The following is a 16075-nucleotide window of genomic DNA, read 5'->3' as shown; positions in this document are numbered from 1 at the left end:
GGTTCGGCGAGGGGGAGTCGCGGCGGTGAACCGCCCCGCGGCCTTCCCGGCCGGCCTGCCAGGCGGGGGGCACCCTGCAGACCGGGCGGGGCGTGCGGTCCGGCAGGGGGCGCGGGCCGCACTGTGCCGCCTGCCGGGCCAGGGAGTGCGTGGGAGCCGGCCCGGTCGGCTGCGGCCCAACTTGTCAGACCCGGGTCACCAGCACAAGGCCGGCGATTACCCCGAAAGGGAATATAGCTCTCCGTAGGTAACTTTTTGATCTCGATAAGCCGGGCTCCCGCAACTTTCGGTCGCTGCGCTCGTTCGGGCAGACACCGTTAGCCACTCGAACGAGTGAGTCCGAGTGGTGGCGAGCCTGCCGTTCTGGGCCGTTCGGCCCAACGCGGACGGGTGAACGGGCCGCGCGGACGGTGGTGTTACCGATGAGTGGTGTTCGCCACTTTCGCGGCCGATCGCTCTCGGTCGGCATCTGGCAGGCTTGCCACCCATGGGAATCGGAACCCTGGTGCTGCTCCGCCACGGCGAGAGCACGTGGAACGCGAAGAACCTGTTCACCGGCTGGGTGGACGTCCCGCTGTCGGAGAAGGGCGTCGCCGAGGCCATCCGCGGCGGCGAGTTGCTCAAAGAGACCGGGGTGCTGCCCGACATCGTCCACACCTCGCTGCAGCGGCGGGCCATCTCCACGGCCTACTACGCCCTCGACGCGGCCGACCGGCACTGGATCCCGGTCAAGCGGGACTGGCGGCTCAACGAGCGCCACTACGGCGCGCTGCAGGGCAAGAACAAGAAGCAGACGCTGGAGGAGTTCGGCGAGGAGCAGTTCATGCTCTGGCGCCGCTCCTACGACACCCCGCCGCCACCGATCGAGCCCGGCAGCGAGTTCGCCCAGGACGGCGACCCGCGCTACGCCCACCTCGGCGACGCGCTGCCCAGGACCGAGTGCCTGAAGGACGTCGTGGCCCGGCTGATCCCGTACTGGGAGGCCGAGATTGCGCCCGACCTGCGCGCGGGCCGCACCGTCCTGCTCGCCGCCCACGGCAACTCCCTGCGCGCCCTGGTCAAGCACCTCGACGGCATCTCCGACGAGGCGATCAGCAAGCTCAACATCCCCACCGGCATCCCGCTGCGCTACGACCTCGACGAGGACCTGACCCCGAAGACCCCCGGCGGCCAGTACCTCGACCCGGCCGCCGCCGAAGCCGCCGCGGCCGCCGTCGCCAACCAGGGCCGCTGACCCCGCGCGGGGACGGCCCACCGCCGTCCCCGCCGCCCAGCCCGGGCACACCGGTCAATCAGGACAGCCCTGCCGTCCCGACCAATTCGGACGACCGCCGTCCAATCGCGCACTACGGGCCAATCGGTACCCCATGGCAGGGGCCAGAAGGCAGACCCCGCCCGGCCCGGGGGCTAGCCCCCACAAGAGAACGCTATCGAACAGGCGTTCGGGCTGTCCAGTGAATTTCTTGCCCCCACCTGGGACACGATCAGGTGAACTGGAATCAACTGATCGGGGAACAAGTGGCTGGGAGATGTCAGCACAGTCACTGAACGCCCAATCAGACTGGTCCAACCCCCGCATCTCCTGCTTACGATCCCCCCGTGACCGCACCGGTCTGCCTCGCACTGTCGATCGGCGCCCTGCTGATCGGCCTGTTCGCCGGTTTCTCGATCGCCCGCACCCGGGCCCGCAACCCCCGGAGACCGCCCGGCCCCACCGTCGCCGAACTGCTCGGCCGCATCGTGGCGGCCAGCCGGACCGGGGTGGTCGTGCTCAACCACTTCGGCGATGTCGTCATCCACAACCCGCGCGCCGAGGAACTCGGCGTCGTGCGGTCCAACCAGGCCGACCCGCGGGCGCGCAAGGCCGCCGAGCTGGTGCGCGAGACCGGTGAGCCGGTCGAGGTCGACCTCGCCCCGCTGGAGTCGCGGGGGCGGCGGGGGCCCGAGGCGGTGCTGGGCGAGGTCCGCCCGCTCGGCGACGGGTTCACCGTGGTCGAGACCGACGACCAGTCCGAGGCCGTGCGGCTGGAGGCCACCCGGCGCGACTTCGTGGCCAACGTCAGCCACGAGCTCAAGACCCCGGTCGGGGCGATGGCGCTGCTGGCCGAGGCGGTGCTCGACGCCGCCGACGACCCGGTCGAGGTCCGCCGGTTCACCACCAAGGTCCTGCACGAGGCCAACCGGCTCGGCAAGCTGGTCACCGAGCTGATCGCGCTGTCGCGCCTGCAAGGGGCCGAGCGGCTGCCCGAGATGCACGCCGTCGAGGTCGACGCCGTGGTCCGCGAGGCGCTGGGCCGGGCCCGGCTGGCGATGGACTCCACCGGCATCGACATCGCCACCGACGCCGACTCCGGCTTCCTGGTCGACGGCGACCGCACCCTGCTGGTCACCGCGCTGTCCAACCTGCTCGACAACGCCCTGGCCTACTCGCCGCCGGGCAGCCCGGTGTCGGTGAGCCGCAAGCAGGAGGGCGGCTTCGTCGAGATCGCGGTGACCGACCGCGGCATCGGCATCGCTGAGGACGAGCAGCAGCGCGTCTTCGAGCGGTTCTACCGGGTCGACAAGGCCCGCTCCCGGGCCACCGGCGGCACCGGCCTCGGCCTGGCCATCGTCAAGCACGTCGCGGCCAACCACGGCGGCGAGGTGACCCTGTGGAGCAAGCCCGGCCTCGGGTCGACCTTCACCCTGCGCATCCCCGCGCACCTCGACCCGCCCGAGGCCGAGCCCGTCCGGGCCGGGGCGCCGCCCCCGGCCGCAGTCCCGTCGACGGCGGTCCCGCCCCCCGCGGATGGCCACGGCACCGATCCTGGAGGAACGGCATGACCAGAGTGCTCATCGTCGAGGACGAGGAGTCCTTCGCCGACCCCCTGGCCTTCCTGCTGCGCAAGGAGGGCTTCACCGCGGCCGTCGCCGCCACCGGCCAGCAGGCGCTGGAGGAGTTCGACCGCAACGGCGCCGACATCGTGCTGCTGGACCTCATGCTGCCCGGCATGAGCGGCACCGACGTCTGCAAGGCCCTGCGCCAGCGCTCCACCGTGCCGGTGATCATGGTGACCGCCCGGGACAGCGAGATCGACAAGGTGGTCGGCCTGGAGCTGGGCGCCGACGACTACGTGACCAAGCCCTACTCCGCCCGCGAGCTGATCGCCCGCGTGCGCGCGGTGCTGCGCCGCGGCGGGGAGGCCGCGGGCGACGAGCTGCTGCCCCAGGTGCTCGCGGCGGGCCCGGTGCGCATGGACGTCGAGCGGCACGTGGTGACCGTCGACGGGACCGAGGTGGCGCTGCCGCTGAAGGAGTTCGACCTGCTGGAGTACCTGCTGCGCAACGTCGGCCGGGTGCTCACCCGCGGCCAGCTCATCGACCGGGTGTGGGGCGCGGACTACGTCGGCGACACCAAGACCCTCGACGTGCACGTCAAGCGGCTGCGCTCGAAGATCGAGCCGGACCCCGCATCGCCCCGGCACCTGGTGACCGTGCGCGGGCTCGGCTACAAGTTCGAGTCCTGATGCGCCTGGGCGTGCTCGACGTCGGCTCCAACACCGTCCACCTGCTCGTGGTGGACGCCCACCGCGGGGCGCACCCCACGCCCACCCGCTCGGAGAAGACCGTGCTGCGGCTGGCCGAGCGGATCACCCGCTCCGGGGAGCTGGCCAAGTCCGGCGCCGACGACCTGGTGGCCGCGGTCGCCGCGGCGAAGGCGTCGGCCAAGCGGCTGGGCTGCGAGGAGCTGATGGCCTTCGCCACCTCGGCGGTGCGCGAGGCGTCCAACGCCCCCGCGGTGCTGGCCAGGGTGGCCGCCGAGACCGGGGTCGAGCTGCGGGTGCTCTCCGGGGAGGACGAGGCCAGGCTGACGTTCCTGGCCGCCCGCCGCTGGTACGGCTGGTCGGCGGGCAACCTGCTGGTCCTCGACATCGGCGGCGGCTCGCTGGAGCTGGCCATGGGGGTCGACGAGGACCCGGACACGGCCCTGTCGGTGCCGATCGGCGCCGGGCGGGTGACCCGCACCCGGTTCACCGCCGACCCGCCGCCGCGCGCGGAGATCGACGCCACCGTCGACTGGCTCGCCGAGCAGCTGGACCCGGTGGCCAGGAAGCTGGCCAAGCACGGCAGGCCGGACCGGGCCGTGGCCACGTCCAAGACGTTCCGGACGCTGGCGCGGCTGACCGGGGCGGCGCCGTCGTCGGCCGGGCCGCGGGTGCGGCGGGTGCTCACCGAGGCCGGACTGCGCCAGCTGCTGGCGTTCGTCTCCCGGATGTCGGCGGCCGACCTCGCCGAGCTGGAGGGGGTGGGCGCGGCCCGGGCGCACCAGCTCGTCGCGGGCGCGCTTGTGGCGCAGGCCACGATGCGAGCGTTGTCACTCCCCGAGTTGGAGATCGGGCCGTGGGCCCTGCGCGAAGGCGTCATCCTGAGGCGGCTGGACCAGACGAACGGCGGATAGCAGACTATCCGAACGGCATGGGCGGTGAAGTGGAGATCGCCGCTGCCCGCGCGTGGCCGTCCGTTGGCCGTGCGCGCACTGGACGGATGGGGCCCACACGGGGCACGGTGGAGTGGATGAGTCACGAAGGCGGGTCGGAGCGCACGCAGCAGCGCACCGTGGCCGAGCTGCTGGCCAAGTACGGCGGCAGCTCGGAAGGCGGCGCGCCCAGGAGGCGGCGACGCAGGCCGGACGACGTCTCGGACACCGCGCCCCAGGCGATCATCGAGCGGGTCATGTCCGACAGCGGCGAGCTGCCGGTCGTGCGCGACGACCAGGAGCCGCCGACGCGCACCTCGCACCGGCAGGCCAGGCCCGGCCGCCGGGCCGCGCCGCCGCAGCAGGCCGAGCAGCAGCCGCCGCCGCGCCGCGCCCCCCGGCCGGACGCGCCGGAGCCGATGACCGAGCAGCTGCCCAGGGTGCCGCCCTCGGCGCGCAGGCGCAGGCAGCCCGACGAGCCCGCCGCCGAGGCGCCGCCGCGCGCGCTGCCCCCGGAGCGGCGGCCCGAGCCGCCCGCGGCCCCGCCGCGCCGCGTCGCCGCGGCCCTGGAGGGCACCCAGCGCGGCATCCCCGCCCTCGACGACCCCGACGACGACCCGCCGCCGAACGGGCGCGGCACGGGCGCGCTGCCCCGCCGCGCGCCGGGCGGCTCGCGGATGCCGCAGCGGGCCCCCAAGCCGATCCCGCCGCCGCCCGCGCCGCCCGCGGGCGGCCCCAAGCAGCCGTCCGGGCCGCTGCCCAAGCCGCAGCCGTCGCAGCCGCTGCCGGTCCAGCAGGTCGCCCACCCGGCGCAGCAGACCGCGCAGCAGCTCCCGGTCGCCCCGCCGTCCCAGCAGCTGCCCGCCCCGCTGCCGCCGCAGCCCTCCCAGCAGCTGCCCAAGCCGTTCCCGCAGCCGTCCCAGCAGCTGGCCAAGCCGCCGCTGCCGCCGTCGGGCCCGGCGACGGAGGTCAGCAGGCCGGTGCGGCCCGGGGACTTCCCCGGCGACTCGGCGCAGACCGAGATCGACCCGCAGGCCCCGCCGCCGGAGTTCCTGGAGGAGCACGAGGGCTTCGACGACAAGGCCGCGCGCCGCTTCGACGGCTACACCGCCCACGACGACCTGGAGTCCCCGCCCGCCGACGACGAGCTCGACGGCTTCGCCGACCTCGACGAGCTGACCGAGGACGACGAGCCGGACGAGGAGGAGGTCTCGCCTGCCAAGGCGTGGCTGACCATGATCGCCCAGCTCGCGCTCGGCGTGGTCGGCGGAGCCGCGGTCTGGCTGGGCTTCAACTGGCTGTGGGGCTTCCAGCCGGTGGCCGCGCTGGTCGCCGCGGTGCTGGTGATCGCCGGGCTGGTGTTCATCGTCCGCAAGATCCGCCGGGCCGAGGACCTCAACACCACGATCCTGGCCGTGCTGGTGGGGCTGGTCGTCACCGTGTCCCCGGCGGCGCTGCTGATCATCGGGCATTGACGGTCCCGGTCGGCCTGTCCACGGCGTCGGTGTGGCCGCGCACCGCGGCCACGGCCTTCACCACCGCCGCCGAGCTGGGCTACGACGGCGTGGAGGTCATGGTCTGGGCCGACCCGCTGAGCCAGGACGTGGCCGGGCTGCGCAGGCAGGTGCGCGGCACCGGGGTGCCCGTGCTGGCCGTGCACGCGCCGTGCCTGCTGATCACCCAGCGGGTGTGGTCGCCGGACCCGGAGACCCGGCTGCGCAAGGCGGTGGACGCCGCCCGCGAGCTGGGCGCGCCGACGGTCGTGGTGCACCCGCCGTTCCGCTGGCAGCGCCGCTACGCCGACGCCTTCCCGGACCTGGTCGCGGAGCTGGAGGACACCGGCGAGGTCGCCGTCGCGGTGGAGAACATGTTCCCGGTCCGCCGCGGGCGCGCGGTCGTCTCGGCGTTCCGCCCGTCGACCGACCCCACGGTCGTCGGCCACCGCCACTACACCCTCGACCTGTCGCACACGGCGGCGTCCGGGGTGGACGCGATGGGGCTCGTCCGCAGGATGGGCACCGGCTTGACACACCTGCACCTGGCTGACGGGACGACGCTGGGCAAGGACGAGCACCTGGTGCCCGGCCGCGGCTCCCAGCCCTGCGCCCAGGTGCTCGACACCCTCGTGACCTCGGGTTTCGCCGGTCAGGTCGTGCTGGAGGTGAACACAAGGCGGGCCCGCACGGCCGCCGATCGGCGCACGGCCCTAGCCGAGTCGCTGCGCTTCGCCCGAGCCCATCTGGGCCATAAACGTAGGATGAACCCATAGTGGATCGGCAACCGGGAACGGGGTGGTCGTACCCTTCGGACGTGAACCCGATGCGCTCGATCATCCTGGCCGCCGCCAAGAACGGGGCCATCCGCAAGGCGGTCGCCACCGCGCCCGTCAGCCGGGACGTGGTCCGCCGCTTCGTCGCGGGCGAGACCACCGCGGACGCCGTCGCCGTGACCCGGCGGCTGGTGGCCGACGGACTCGCCGTGACCCTGGACTACCTCGGCGAGGACACCACCGACGCCGCGCTGGCCGAGTACACCGTGCGCGCGTACGAGGACCTGCTCTCCCAGCTGCATGCCGAGGGCCTCAGCGACCGCGCCGAGGTCAGCGTCAAGCTCTCGGCGGTGGGCCAGCTCCTCGACGAGGAGATGGCCCTGACCAACGCCCAGCGCATCTGCCGGGCCGCCGAGGCCGCGGGCACCACGGTGACCCTGGACATGGAGGACCACACCACCACCGACTCCACCCTGCGCATCCTGGGCGAGCTGCGCGGGACGTGGCCGTGGGTGGGCGCGGTGCTCCAGTCGTACCTGCGCCGCACCCTCGACGACGCCACCGCGCTGGCGTCCTCGGGTTCGCGCGTGCGGCTGTGCAAGGGCGCCTACGCCGAGCCGGAGTCGGTCGCCTACGCCCCGGGCGCGGAGACCGACCTGAGCTACGTCCGCTGCGTCAACGCGCTGCTGTCCGGCGACGGCTACCCGATGTTCGCCACCCACGACCCGCGCATGGTCCGGATCATCTCCGAGCGTGCCGAGTCCTACGGCCGCAAGCCGGGCTCCTTCGAGTTCCAGATGCTCTACGGCATCCGCCCGGAGGAGCAGCTCCGTCTGGCTCAGCTCGGCCACACCGTGCGGGTGTACGTGCCCTACGGCGGCGAGTGGTACGGCTACCTCATGCGGCGCATGGCCGAGCGCCCGGCGAACACGATGTTCTTCCTGCGTGCGCTCGCCAGTCGGAACTGAGGTCGCTTTCCGGCCCTGCAAGGCCAAACCCGCCCACCCGGCGTGGCAGGCTGTGGCTCATGAGTAGTGCTGCTGGACCCGGCGACGTGCGGGTGGGCGGGCAGGCGCCTGCCGGAGGAGCGTTCGCCGCGGCGACCAGGGTGCGGGCGCTCGGGGACGGCACGTTCACCGCCGACCTGCCCGCGTCCTGGACGGTTGGGGGGCGTCCGCACGGGGGTTTCCTGCTGGCCCTGATGGCCAGGGCCGCGGTGGCCGCGCACAGCGCGGGCACCCCGCTGGTCGACCCGCTCGCGGTGAGCGCGCAGTTCCTGCGCCCGCCCGGCGTCGGCCCGGTCCTGCTGCGCACCGACGTGCGCAAGGCGGGCCGCCGCACCACGGTCGTGTCCGTCCACTTGGAACAGAGCGGCGGGCCGTGCGTCGAGGCGATGGTGACCACCGGCAGGCTCCCGCGCGAGCGGGCGGCCTGGAGCGACCTGCCCAACCAGCCCGCCGAGCCGCCCGGCAACGCCGTGGACCTGGCCACCCTGCCCGCGGCGGCGGTGTTCAAGCTGACCGCGGGCTGCGACGTGCGGCTGGACCCCAACGGCGCGGGGTTCCTGCACGGGCACGTCGGCGACCCGCTGCGGCTGCGGCTGTGGGCCCGCCCGCGCGGCGAGCACCCCGACCCGCTGTTCGCGCTGGTGGCAGGCGACATCTCGATGCCGGTCACGTTCAACCTGGGCAGGCTCGGCTGGTCGCCGACGGTGCAGCTGACCGCCCACCTGCGCTCCCGGCCCGCGCCCGGCTGGCTGCGCATCCAGGTCGAGTCCCGGGCCGTGCACGGCATGTGGTTCGACTCCGACGCCACCGTGGTCGACGCGACCGGGCGGCTGGTGTGCCAGGCCAGGCAGCTGGCCCTCTCGGCGATGGCGTGACCCGATCGGGGGGCTCCCCGGCACGGCCCGGCGACGGGCCGTGCCACTAGCCTTTGCGCCATGACGACTGTGGCGGTGCTGGGCGCGGGAAAGATCGGCGAGGCCCTGCTCTCGGGCCTGCTGCACGCCGGGCGCAGCGCCGACGACCTGCTGTTCACCGAGCGCCACGGCGACCGCGCGGCGCAGCTGACGGCCACCTACGGCATCCGCGCCGCGGACGTGGCCACCGCGGCCAAGACCGCCGACGTGCTGGTGGTGGCCGTCAAGCCGCAGGACATCGAGCCGCTGCTGGACGAGCTGGCCGGGGTGGTCGGCAGGCAGACGCTGGTGGTGTCGCTGTGCGCGGGCCTGCCGACGGCCCTGTTCGAGCGCAGGCTCCCCGAGGGCGTGCCGGTGGTGCGGGTCATGCCGAACACCCCGATGCTCGTCGGCGAGGCGATGAGCGCCATCTCCCCGGGCAGGCACGCAGGCCCCGAGCACCTGGCGGTCGTGGAGGAGCTGCTGAGCGCGGTCGGCAAGGTCGCGCGGGTGCCCGAGTCCCAGCAGGACGCGGTGACCGCGCTGTCGGGGTCCGGTCCGGCGTACTTCTTCTACCTGGTCGAGGCCATGATCGACGCGGGCATCCTGCTCGGCCTGCCGCGCGCGGTCGCCGAGAAGCTGATCGTGCAGTCGGCGGTGGGCGCGGCGGCGATGCTGGCCGAGACCGGCGAGCACCCGGTCACCCTGCGCGAGGCGGTGACCTCCCCGGCCGGGACGACGATCATGGCCATCCGCGAGCTGGAGCGCCACGGCGTGCGCGCCGCCCTGCTGGCGGCCATCGAGGCCGCCCGGGACCGCTCCCAGGAGCTGGGCCGCGCCCAGGAGCGGGACTGACCCAACCGGCTGCACCTTGCCGCATTCCCGGCCCGCGCCGTCGCACTGGTCACAGGTGTCCCGCTACCCTCGGGAGAGCACGTGCGCGTCGAATCCGCCGGTGGGGAAGCCGGCGGCGCGACGCGCGGTTAAGGACGCGGTGAACCATGATGTCTGCGAACAAGCGAGATCCGGCCATCGCGCCGGTGCAGTTCCTGACGGTGGCCGAGGTCGCCACGATGATGCGGGTCTCGAAGATGACGGTGTACCGGCTGGTCCACGGCGGTGAGCTGCCCGCGGTGCGGGTCGGCAAGTCGTTCCGGGTGCCCGAGAAGGCGGTTCACGACTACCTGGAGAAGGCGTACTTCGACGCCGGATGACGCCGCCGCGGCCCAACCGGGTACCCTGGACGTCCGTTGTGCCTGGTGTTTTGGCGCGCGTCGGTGACGTGCCCGCACCTTCAGCGCCCGGCACCCGTTCCACCCACGACGACAGCTAAGGACGCCAATGGGCTCGGTCATCAAGAAGCGCCGCAAGCGCATGTCCAAGAAGAAGCACCGCAAGCTGCTGCGCAAGACGCGAGTCCAGCGTCGCAAGCTGAAGAAGTAGGTCGGCGAGACGCATCGCGGCGCCCGTCCCCGGACCGGGGGCGGGCGCCGCGGCGTCAGGTCAGCAGGTGCAGGGCCGTCAGGCCGCGGATCACCGTGGTCGGCCGCCAGGACGGCCGCGCCGCGACCCGCAGGGCGGGCAGCCGGGCCGCGAGCGCCCGGATGGCCACGTCGGCCTCCAGCCGCGCCAGCGGGGCGCCGAGGCAGTAGTGGATGCCGCTGGAGAAGGCCAGGTGGTCCTTCTCCCGGGGGCGGTCGGGGTCGAAGGCGTCGGGGTCGGCGAAGGCCGCGGGGTCGCGGCCCGCCGACGCGGTGAGCACCACGACGGAGGTGTCCTTGCGGACGCGGTGCCCGGCCAGCTCCACGTCCTCGTGCGGCACCCGCACGGTCATCTGCACCGGCGGCTCGTACCGCAGGACCTCCTCGACGACGGCCGGGGTCAGCTCCGGCTCCGCCCGCAGCCGCTCCCACAGCGCCGGGCGCCGGGAGAGGGTCCAGACCGCGTTCGCGATGAGGTTCGTGGTCGTCTCGAATCCGGCGATCAGCAGCAGCTCGCAGGTGGCGACCAGGGCGTCGGCGGAGATGTCGGCCTGCGCCAGGGTGCTGATGACGTCCTCGCCCGGCGTCTGGCGCCTGCGGTCGACCAGCCCGGTGAACAGCTCCCGCAGCGCGCCGGTCGCCGCGCGCAGGGCGCGGGCGTGCCGCAGCGTCCGCACGCCGTCGAGCGCCCCGCCCAGCACCCGGCCGTAGTGGGCGAACCGGGCCGCGTCCACGTCCGGGACGCCCATCAGGTCGCTGATCACCGCGATCGGCAGCGGGGCGGCGAAGTCGGCGACGAGGTCGAAGCGCGGCCGGGCCAGCGCGGCGTCCAGCAGGCGGTCGGTCGTCTTCTGCACGCCCGCGCGGTAGCCCTCGATGCGGCCCGGGGCGAACGCGGGCCGGGCCAGCGCCCGCAGCCGGGTGTGCTCGGGCGGGTCCAGCTCCAGGAAGGTCGGCGTCGCGGGGTGGTCGGCGGGCAGCGGCGTCGCGGTGAACGGCTCCGGCTGCGACCCGTCCGCGGTGCGCACGCCGAAGCGGCGGTCGCGCAGCACCTGGTGGCACAGCTCGTGCGAGGACACCGCCGCCATGCCCACCCGGCTGCGGTAGACCGCGGGCCCCGAGCGCAGGTCGGCGTACGTGCGGTACGGGTCGGCCCGCCACGGGGCCGCCGACAGCCGGGCCACGCGGTCCCCGCCTGCGGCCAGCCCCCAGGTGGCGGCGCGGGAGAAGGCCAAGCGGGCCGCCAGCGCCACCGGGTTCATCAGGCCGTCCGGCGCCGGTAGGCCAATCCCGCGGCCACCGCGCCCGCCACCGCGCCCGCGCCCAGGACCGACGGGACGCCGATCTTGGCGGCCTTGCGGCCGGTGCGGAAGTCGCGGATCTCCCAGCCCCGCTTGCGCGCGGCGTCGCGCAGGGCGCCGTCGGGGTTCACCGCGACCGCGGTGCCGACCACCGACAGCATCGGCACGTCGTTGGCCGAGTCGGAGTAGGCGGTGCAGCGGCGCAGGTCCAGGCCCTCCCGGGCGGCCAGCGAGCGCACCGCGTGCGCCTTGGCCGGGCCGTGCAGCATCTCCCCGACCAGCTTGCCGGTGAAGATGCCGTCCACGCTCTCGGCCACCGTGCCCAACGCGCCGGTCAGGCCGAGGCGGCGGGCGATGATGGTGGCCAGCTCGACCGGCGTCGCGGTCACCAGCCACACCCGCTGGCCCGCGTCCAGGTGCATCTGGGCCAGCGCCCGGGTGCCCGGCCAGATCCGGTCGGCCATCACCTCGTCGTAGATCTCCTCGCCCAGCTCGACCAGCTCGGCGACCGAGTGTCCGGCCACAAAGGACAGCGCCTGCTCGCGGTGGTTGCGGATGCCCTCGACGCTCTCCTTGCCGCCCACCCGGAACATCATCTGCTGCCAGGCGAAGCGGGCGAGGTCGGCGTTGGTGAAGAACTTGCGCGCCGCCAGGCCGCGGGCGAAGTGGAAGATCGACGCGCCCATCATCATCGTGTTGTCGACGTCGAAGAACGCGGCCGCGGTCAGGTCGACGGGCGCGTCGACGGTGTCCACCCGCTCCAGCGCGACGGCCGCCTCGGCGCTGGCCTGGCCCGCCTCCTCGGCCAGCCGCGCCAGCTCCCGGCGTTGCTCCCCCCGCCTCAGCGACGACACCGCGGCCTCCCTGCTCATGGCGATCTCACAGCACCCGCCAACCTGGACAACAGCGTAGCGATTCGACGCCGCGCCGCGCTGGGAAGCGGACCGGGCTACGGCTGGCCGAGGCCGGGGATGAGCCCGGGGACCCCGATCGTCGGCAGCGGCAGCGGCGGGTTGGGGTCCACCGTCGTCGTGGCCCCCGGGGTCGTGGTCGGCGGCGGCAGCGGCTCGGTCGGGGTGGTCGTCGGCCCGGTCGGCTCCGGCTGACCCGGGGTCGTCGGGTCGTCGAGGGTCTGTCCGGGGTGGTCGGTGGGGGCCGGGGCGCCGGGGGCCGTCGTGGGCGCGGGCGTCCCCGGGGCGGGGGTGGGCGCGCACGGCGTGGTCGCGGGCAGCGCGCCCACGTCGTCGACGCCGCCGGAGGTGACCTGGGCGCAGGCCAGCCGCGCGGACAGCTCGCCCGCCCGGGCCGCGATGCGCTCCAGCAGGGCGGTCGAGACCGCGCGCGGGGTGAGCGCGTCGACCGGCAGCCGCAGCGCGCCCAGCCGCAGCCGCTGGGCCTGCGCCCACTCGCCCAGCGTGCGCAGCAGCGCGCCGCGGCCCGCGGTGGCCACGGCGATCATCGCCCGCGAGCCCGCGGCGGCGTCGTGGTCGAAGTCGGTCAGCGCCGCCAGGTAGGAGCGGGTCGGCGCGTCGGCCGGGTCGGCGTAGCGGCGGGTCAGCGTCTCCAGCTCGGTGACGCGGTCGGTGGCGAACTCCAGGTGCTTGAAGGCCCGGTCCTCGTCGCCGAAGGTCAGCCCGAGCGATGCGGCCTCGCCGGTGCGCTTGACCCCGTAGAGCGGGTCGCCGGGCAGGGCGTCGCGGGCCAGCAGCAGGCTCATCCCGGCCAGGGAGAACACCAGGGCGAGCACGGCCACCGCGGCCACCGCGAAGCGGCCGCGGGCGCGCAGGCCCGCTCCCGGCTCGTCGGCGGGCCGGGCCGCGGCCCCGGCGCGGCGGCCGCGCGGGGCCCGGCCTGCCCGGGGCGGGCGGGGGCTCGGGGTGCGCGGCGCCGGTGCGGGCTTGTTCAGCCCGGCGAGCACGCGCTCGCGCATGCGGGAGCGCTCGGCGGGGTCGGGTGCGGTCAGCGGCGCCAGCTCGGCGAGCAGGGCGCGGACGGCGTCCTCGGCCGGTTCACCGCCGTCCGCCTCGCGTTGTCCGGGGCCGTCGCTGCGCACATCCCACTCCGACTCGTGTCGTTCCCGCCCAGTGAAAACGAGCTTCGCGCATCCGGGGTTACGGCGTCGACGGTATCGCCTCGCCCGCTACCTGATCTCGTTCGGCAGCAGTTGCGCCAGCCGCCGCACGGCCCGGTGCTGCAGGGCCTTCACCGCGCCCTCGTTGCGGTTCATCACCCTGGCGGTCTCGGCGACCGTCAGGCCCTGCAGGAAGCGCAGCACGATGCACTCGCGCTGGTCGTCGCCGAGCTGGTCGACGCAGGCCAGCAGCGCCTCCCGGGTGACCTTGGACATCACCTGCTGCTCGGGCCCGGCCTCCACGCGCTCGGAGTCGCGGATCTCCGGGGTGGCCACCTCCAGCCGGAACCGGCTGGACTTGACATGGTCGAGCACGAGGTTGCGGGCGATGGTCACGAACCACGCGCCGACGTCGCGGCCCTGGTAGCTGACGCTGGTGATCCGCCGCAGCGCGCGCAGGAAGGTCTCGCTGGTGACGTCCTCGGCCAGCTCCCGGTCGCCGACGCGGAACAGGACGTAGCGGAAGACGATGTCGACGTAGCGGTCGTAGAGCTCGCCGAAGGCCACGGTGTCCCCGCCCTGGGCCGCCCGCACCAGGTCCCAGGCGTCGCCCGGCTCCGGCTCGCGCATGTCAGCGGCCCGGTCCTCGGCGGACCGGGCCATCGGCACGGCGGATGCCTGCGACGGGCGCGTCTGGCGGGTCATCGGGCAGGCGCACTCTCCCTCGACGTGGTCTGCGCAGCTTACGCGCGTTAGTTACTTCTAAGTAGGTGTGACCGGTGTGAGGCCCTCGGGGTGGGGACGCGGCTACCGGTCCCCCGTGACGCGGGTGACCCATGCCACACTGTGATCGTCTTTCGCGATCTCCTTGTGACTCGATGACGTGAGGGAAACGATGGATGGACTGCCCACCGGCAATCTCGCCGACCCGGTCGCGGAGGCGAGCGCGAAAGTACCCCTTCATGCAGCGCTTATCGATGCCTCCTCAGCGGTATCACTCACTTGGCGGCAGGTGGACGACGCGGTCAACGCCTGCGCCTGCAGGCTGCTCGACGCCGGGCTGACCCGCGGCGACCGCGTCGCCCTGCGCCTGCCGACCGGCGCGGCGTTCGCCGTCGCCCTCTACGCCACCCTCCGCGCGGGCGGCGTCGCCGTCCCCGTCGGCATGGACGCGGCCCCGCGCGAGGTCGAGCGCATGCTCGCCCACAGCGGCGCCGCCCTCGGCTTCGGCGACCTCCCCGGCGTCACCCCGGTCGACCCCGCCCTCGACCCCGCCGTCGGGTCTGCCGACCCGGTCGAGCCGGTGGGCGGCGGCGAGGACCTGGCGGTGCTCGCCTACACCTCGGGCACCGGCGGCGAGCCGCGCGGGGTGATGCTGTCGCACCGGGCCCTGCTGGCCAACGCCGCCCAGCTCGGCGAGCTGCGCCCCAGGCCGGTCGCCGCCACCGACCGCGTCCTGCTGACGATCCCGATGTCGCACGCCTACGGCCTGTCCGGGCTGTGGCAGGTGGCGGCGACGGGGGCGACGGCGGTCCTGCTCGACAAGTTCGCGGTGGACCCGGTGCTGGAGCTGTGCTCGCGGTACCGGGTCACGGTGTTCATCGGGGTGCCCGCGATGTACGCGGCGCTCACGGCAGCCGGGGCCGACCGGCTCGGGGAGTCGCTGGCGACGCTGCGGCTGTGCACCTCGGGCGCGGCGCCGCTCGACGCCCGGACGGCGGCGCTGTTCCGCGCGGAGACCGGGCTGCCGGTGTACGAGGGGTACGGGCTGACCGAGACCGGGCCGGTGCTCACCTCGACGCTGGTGGGCGGGGCGGCGAAGCCGGGGTCGGTGGGGCGGGCCATCCCGGGGGTGCGGCTGCGGCTGGTGGACAGCGACGGGCTGCCGGTGGGCGGCTTGCCCGACGACGAGTCCGTCGTCGGGGATTACATCGATGATGCGGATACCGGGCTGGTCGCGGCGTGGGGGCCGAATCTGTTCAGCGGGTATTGGCCGGATGGGGCGCATGGGCCGGATGCCGAGGGGTGGTTCCGGACGGGGGATGTGGGGTATTTCGATGAGGACGGGGATCTGCACCTGGTGGACCGGGTGGGGGATCTGATCATCGTGAACGGGTTCAATGTTTATCCGCATGAGGTGGAGGAGGTGGTGGCTGAATTGCCGGGGGTGGTTGAGGTGGCGGCGGTGGGGGTGCCGGATGAGCGGGCTGGGGAGAGGGTGAAGGTGGTTGTGGTGCGGGGGGCGGAGGGGGTGGATGAGGAGGTTGTGCGGGGGCATTGCGTGGAGCGGTTGGCGCGGTTCAAGGTGCCTTCGGTGATTGAGTTCGTGGATGCTTTGCCGCATACGGTCACTGGGAAGTTGCGGCGGGCTGGGTTGCGGTGAGGGGTGCTCGCGAGTCTGGCTTGACCACGCCGCCTTCACTTGACCACGCCGCCTTCAGTTGCACGTCCGTGCCTTGAGCCGAGGCTTGGGGGGCGCGGGTTGGGTGGCGCGGCTAGGTGGCGCGGCTTGGGTGGGTGGTCCGATGGGGTGAACTCGCATTCGCGGGGACCCCTAAGCGAAACGCCGCTTGGGCGTGAAGGCGGTGAAGGCGGGC

16 protein-coding genes are annotated in these 16075 nt (G+C 74.0%); 12 read left to right on the top strand and 4 right to left on the bottom strand.

Features of this window, described 5'->3' with window-relative positions; genetic code table 11:
• Window positions 1-487 precede the first annotated feature (487 nt).
• The 11 genes from ACWEPX_RS07175 (at window position 488) to ACWEPX_RS07125 (ending at window position 10068) form a co-directional block, all read left to right on the top strand.
• Window positions 488-1234 (top strand): phosphoglyceromutase, encoded by a 747-nt coding sequence (locus ACWEPX_RS07175; protein WP_451896202.1) that lies wholly within the window; start codon window positions 488-490, stop codon window positions 1232-1234.
• Between the two features lie 365 nt (window positions 1235-1599).
• Window positions 1600-2823 (top strand): sensor histidine kinase, encoded by a 1224-nt coding sequence (locus tag ACWEPX_RS07170; protein ID WP_451896201.1) that lies wholly within the window; start codon window positions 1600-1602, stop codon window positions 2821-2823.
• Window positions 2820-3506, top strand: coding sequence for a response regulator (locus ACWEPX_RS07165; protein WP_451896200.1), 687 nt, complete (start codon window positions 2820-2822; stop codon window positions 3504-3506). Before ACWEPX_RS07170 ends, ACWEPX_RS07165 begins: the two co-directional genes overlap by 4 nt.
• On the top strand, window positions 3506-4438 hold the full coding sequence (locus ACWEPX_RS07160; protein WP_451896199.1) for a Ppx/GppA phosphatase family protein: 933 nt from the start codon (window positions 3506-3508) through the stop codon (window positions 4436-4438). Before ACWEPX_RS07165 ends, ACWEPX_RS07160 begins: the two co-directional genes overlap by 1 nt.
• 116 nt (window positions 4439-4554) lie before the next feature.
• Window positions 4555-5931 carry a hypothetical protein gene (locus tag ACWEPX_RS07155; protein ID WP_451896198.1) on the top strand — a complete coding sequence of 459 codons (1377 nt, stop codon included), beginning with the start codon at window positions 4555-4557 and terminating at the stop codon, window positions 5929-5931.
• Window positions 5928-6725 carry a sugar phosphate isomerase/epimerase family protein gene (locus tag ACWEPX_RS07150; protein WP_451896197.1) on the top strand — a complete coding sequence of 266 codons (798 nt, stop codon included), beginning with the start codon at window positions 5928-5930 and terminating at the stop codon, window positions 6723-6725. Before ACWEPX_RS07155 ends, ACWEPX_RS07150 begins: the two co-directional genes overlap by 4 nt.
• A gap of 41 nt (window positions 6726-6766) precedes the next feature.
• Window positions 6767-7693, top strand: a complete 927-nt coding sequence (locus tag ACWEPX_RS07145) for a proline dehydrogenase family protein (protein ID WP_451896196.1) — start codon at window positions 6767-6769, stop codon at window positions 7691-7693.
• Window positions 7694-7752: 59 nt separating this feature from the next.
• Window positions 7753-8607 (top strand): thioesterase family protein, encoded by an 855-nt coding sequence (locus ACWEPX_RS07140; RefSeq protein ID WP_451896195.1) that lies wholly within the window; start codon window positions 7753-7755, stop codon window positions 8605-8607.
• 60 nt (window positions 8608-8667) lie between these two features.
• Window positions 8668-9480, top strand: coding sequence for a pyrroline-5-carboxylate reductase (gene proC, locus ACWEPX_RS07135; RefSeq protein ID WP_451896194.1), 813 nt, complete (start codon window positions 8668-8670; stop codon window positions 9478-9480).
• 149 nt (window positions 9481-9629) lie between these two features.
• Window positions 9630-9839: a helix-turn-helix domain-containing protein gene (locus ACWEPX_RS07130; protein WP_189209374.1), complete on the top strand. Its 210-nt coding sequence runs from the start codon at window positions 9630-9632 to the stop codon at window positions 9837-9839.
• 127 nt (window positions 9840-9966) lie between these two features.
• Window positions 9967-10068, top strand: a complete 102-nt coding sequence (locus tag ACWEPX_RS07125; protein ID WP_018684825.1) for a 30S ribosomal protein bS22 — start codon at window positions 9967-9969, stop codon at window positions 10066-10068.
• Between the two features lie 55 nt (window positions 10069-10123).
• Here the strand turns inward: ACWEPX_RS07125 and ACWEPX_RS07120 are convergent, their stop codons facing one another.
• The 4 genes from ACWEPX_RS07120 to ACWEPX_RS07105 form a co-directional block, all read right to left on the bottom strand.
• Entirely contained in the window at window positions 10124-11368 is a 1245-nt protein-coding gene (locus ACWEPX_RS07120) for a cytochrome P450 (protein ID WP_451896193.1), read from the bottom strand.
• On the bottom strand, window positions 11368-12279 hold the full coding sequence (locus tag ACWEPX_RS07115) for an HAD family hydrolase (RefSeq protein WP_451896192.1): 912 nt from the start codon (window positions 12277-12279) through the stop codon (window positions 11368-11370). The genes ACWEPX_RS07120 and ACWEPX_RS07115 overlap by 1 nt, the downstream gene beginning before the upstream one ends.
• 77 nt (window positions 12280-12356) lie before the next feature.
• Window positions 12357-13460: a DUF5667 domain-containing protein gene (locus ACWEPX_RS07110; RefSeq protein WP_451896191.1), complete on the bottom strand. Its 1104-nt coding sequence runs from the start codon at window positions 13458-13460 to the stop codon at window positions 12357-12359.
• A gap of 87 nt (window positions 13461-13547) precedes the next feature.
• Window positions 13548-14183, bottom strand: a complete 636-nt coding sequence (locus ACWEPX_RS07105) for a sigma-70 family RNA polymerase sigma factor (RefSeq protein ID WP_451896190.1) — start codon at window positions 14181-14183, stop codon at window positions 13548-13550.
• Between the two features lie 190 nt (window positions 14184-14373).
• Here ACWEPX_RS07105 and ACWEPX_RS07100 point away from each other — a divergent pair, with 190 nt between their 5' ends.
• Window positions 14374-15861, top strand: a complete 1488-nt coding sequence (locus ACWEPX_RS07100) for an AMP-binding protein (RefSeq protein WP_451896189.1) — start codon at window positions 14374-14376, stop codon at window positions 15859-15861.
• Window positions 15862-16075 lie beyond the last annotated feature (214 nt).

Source organism: Actinokineospora sp. NPDC004072 (genome assembly GCF_053604195.1).
Note: the sequence above shows the minus strand (reverse complement) of the source record. Positions and strands in the feature narration are given on the sequence as shown.

Excerpts from the sequence above, each read along its gene's own strand:
- ACWEPX_RS07175 (WP_451896202.1), top strand. The coding sequence starts at position 488 with ATGGGAATCGGAACCCTGGTGCTGCTCCGCCACGGCGAGAGCACGTGG.
- ACWEPX_RS07165 (WP_451896200.1), top strand. The coding sequence starts at position 2,820 with ATGACCAGAGTGCTCATCGTCGAGGACGAGGAGTCCTTCGCCGACCCC.
- ACWEPX_RS07160 (WP_451896199.1), top strand. The coding sequence starts at position 3,506 with ATGCGCCTGGGCGTGCTCGACGTCGGCTCCAACACCGTCCACCTGCTC.
- ACWEPX_RS07155 (WP_451896198.1), top strand. The coding sequence starts at position 4,555 with ATGAGTCACGAAGGCGGGTCGGAGCGCACGCAGCAGCGCACCGTGGCC.
- ACWEPX_RS07140 (WP_451896195.1), top strand. The coding sequence starts at position 7,753 with ATGAGTAGTGCTGCTGGACCCGGCGACGTGCGGGTGGGCGGGCAGGCG.
- proC (WP_451896194.1), top strand. The coding sequence starts at position 8,668 with ATGACGACTGTGGCGGTGCTGGGCGCGGGAAAGATCGGCGAGGCCCTG.
- ACWEPX_RS07130 (WP_189209374.1), top strand. The coding sequence starts at position 9,630 with ATGTCTGCGAACAAGCGAGATCCGGCCATCGCGCCGGTGCAGTTCCTG.
- ACWEPX_RS07125 (WP_018684825.1), top strand. The coding sequence starts at position 9,967 with ATGGGCTCGGTCATCAAGAAGCGCCGCAAGCGCATGTCCAAGAAGAAG.
- ACWEPX_RS07120 (WP_451896193.1), bottom strand. The coding sequence starts at position 11,368 with ATGAACCCGGTGGCGCTGGCGGCCCGCTTGGCCTTCTCCCGCGCCGCC.
- ACWEPX_RS07115 (WP_451896192.1), bottom strand. The coding sequence starts at position 12,279 with ATGAGCAGGGAGGCCGCGGTGTCGTCGCTGAGGCGGGGGGAGCAACGC.
- ACWEPX_RS07105 (WP_451896190.1), bottom strand. The coding sequence starts at position 14,183 with ATGACCCGCCAGACGCGCCCGTCGCAGGCATCCGCCGTGCCGATGGCC.
- ACWEPX_RS07100 (WP_451896189.1), top strand. The coding sequence starts at position 14,374 with ATGGATGGACTGCCCACCGGCAATCTCGCCGACCCGGTCGCGGAGGCG.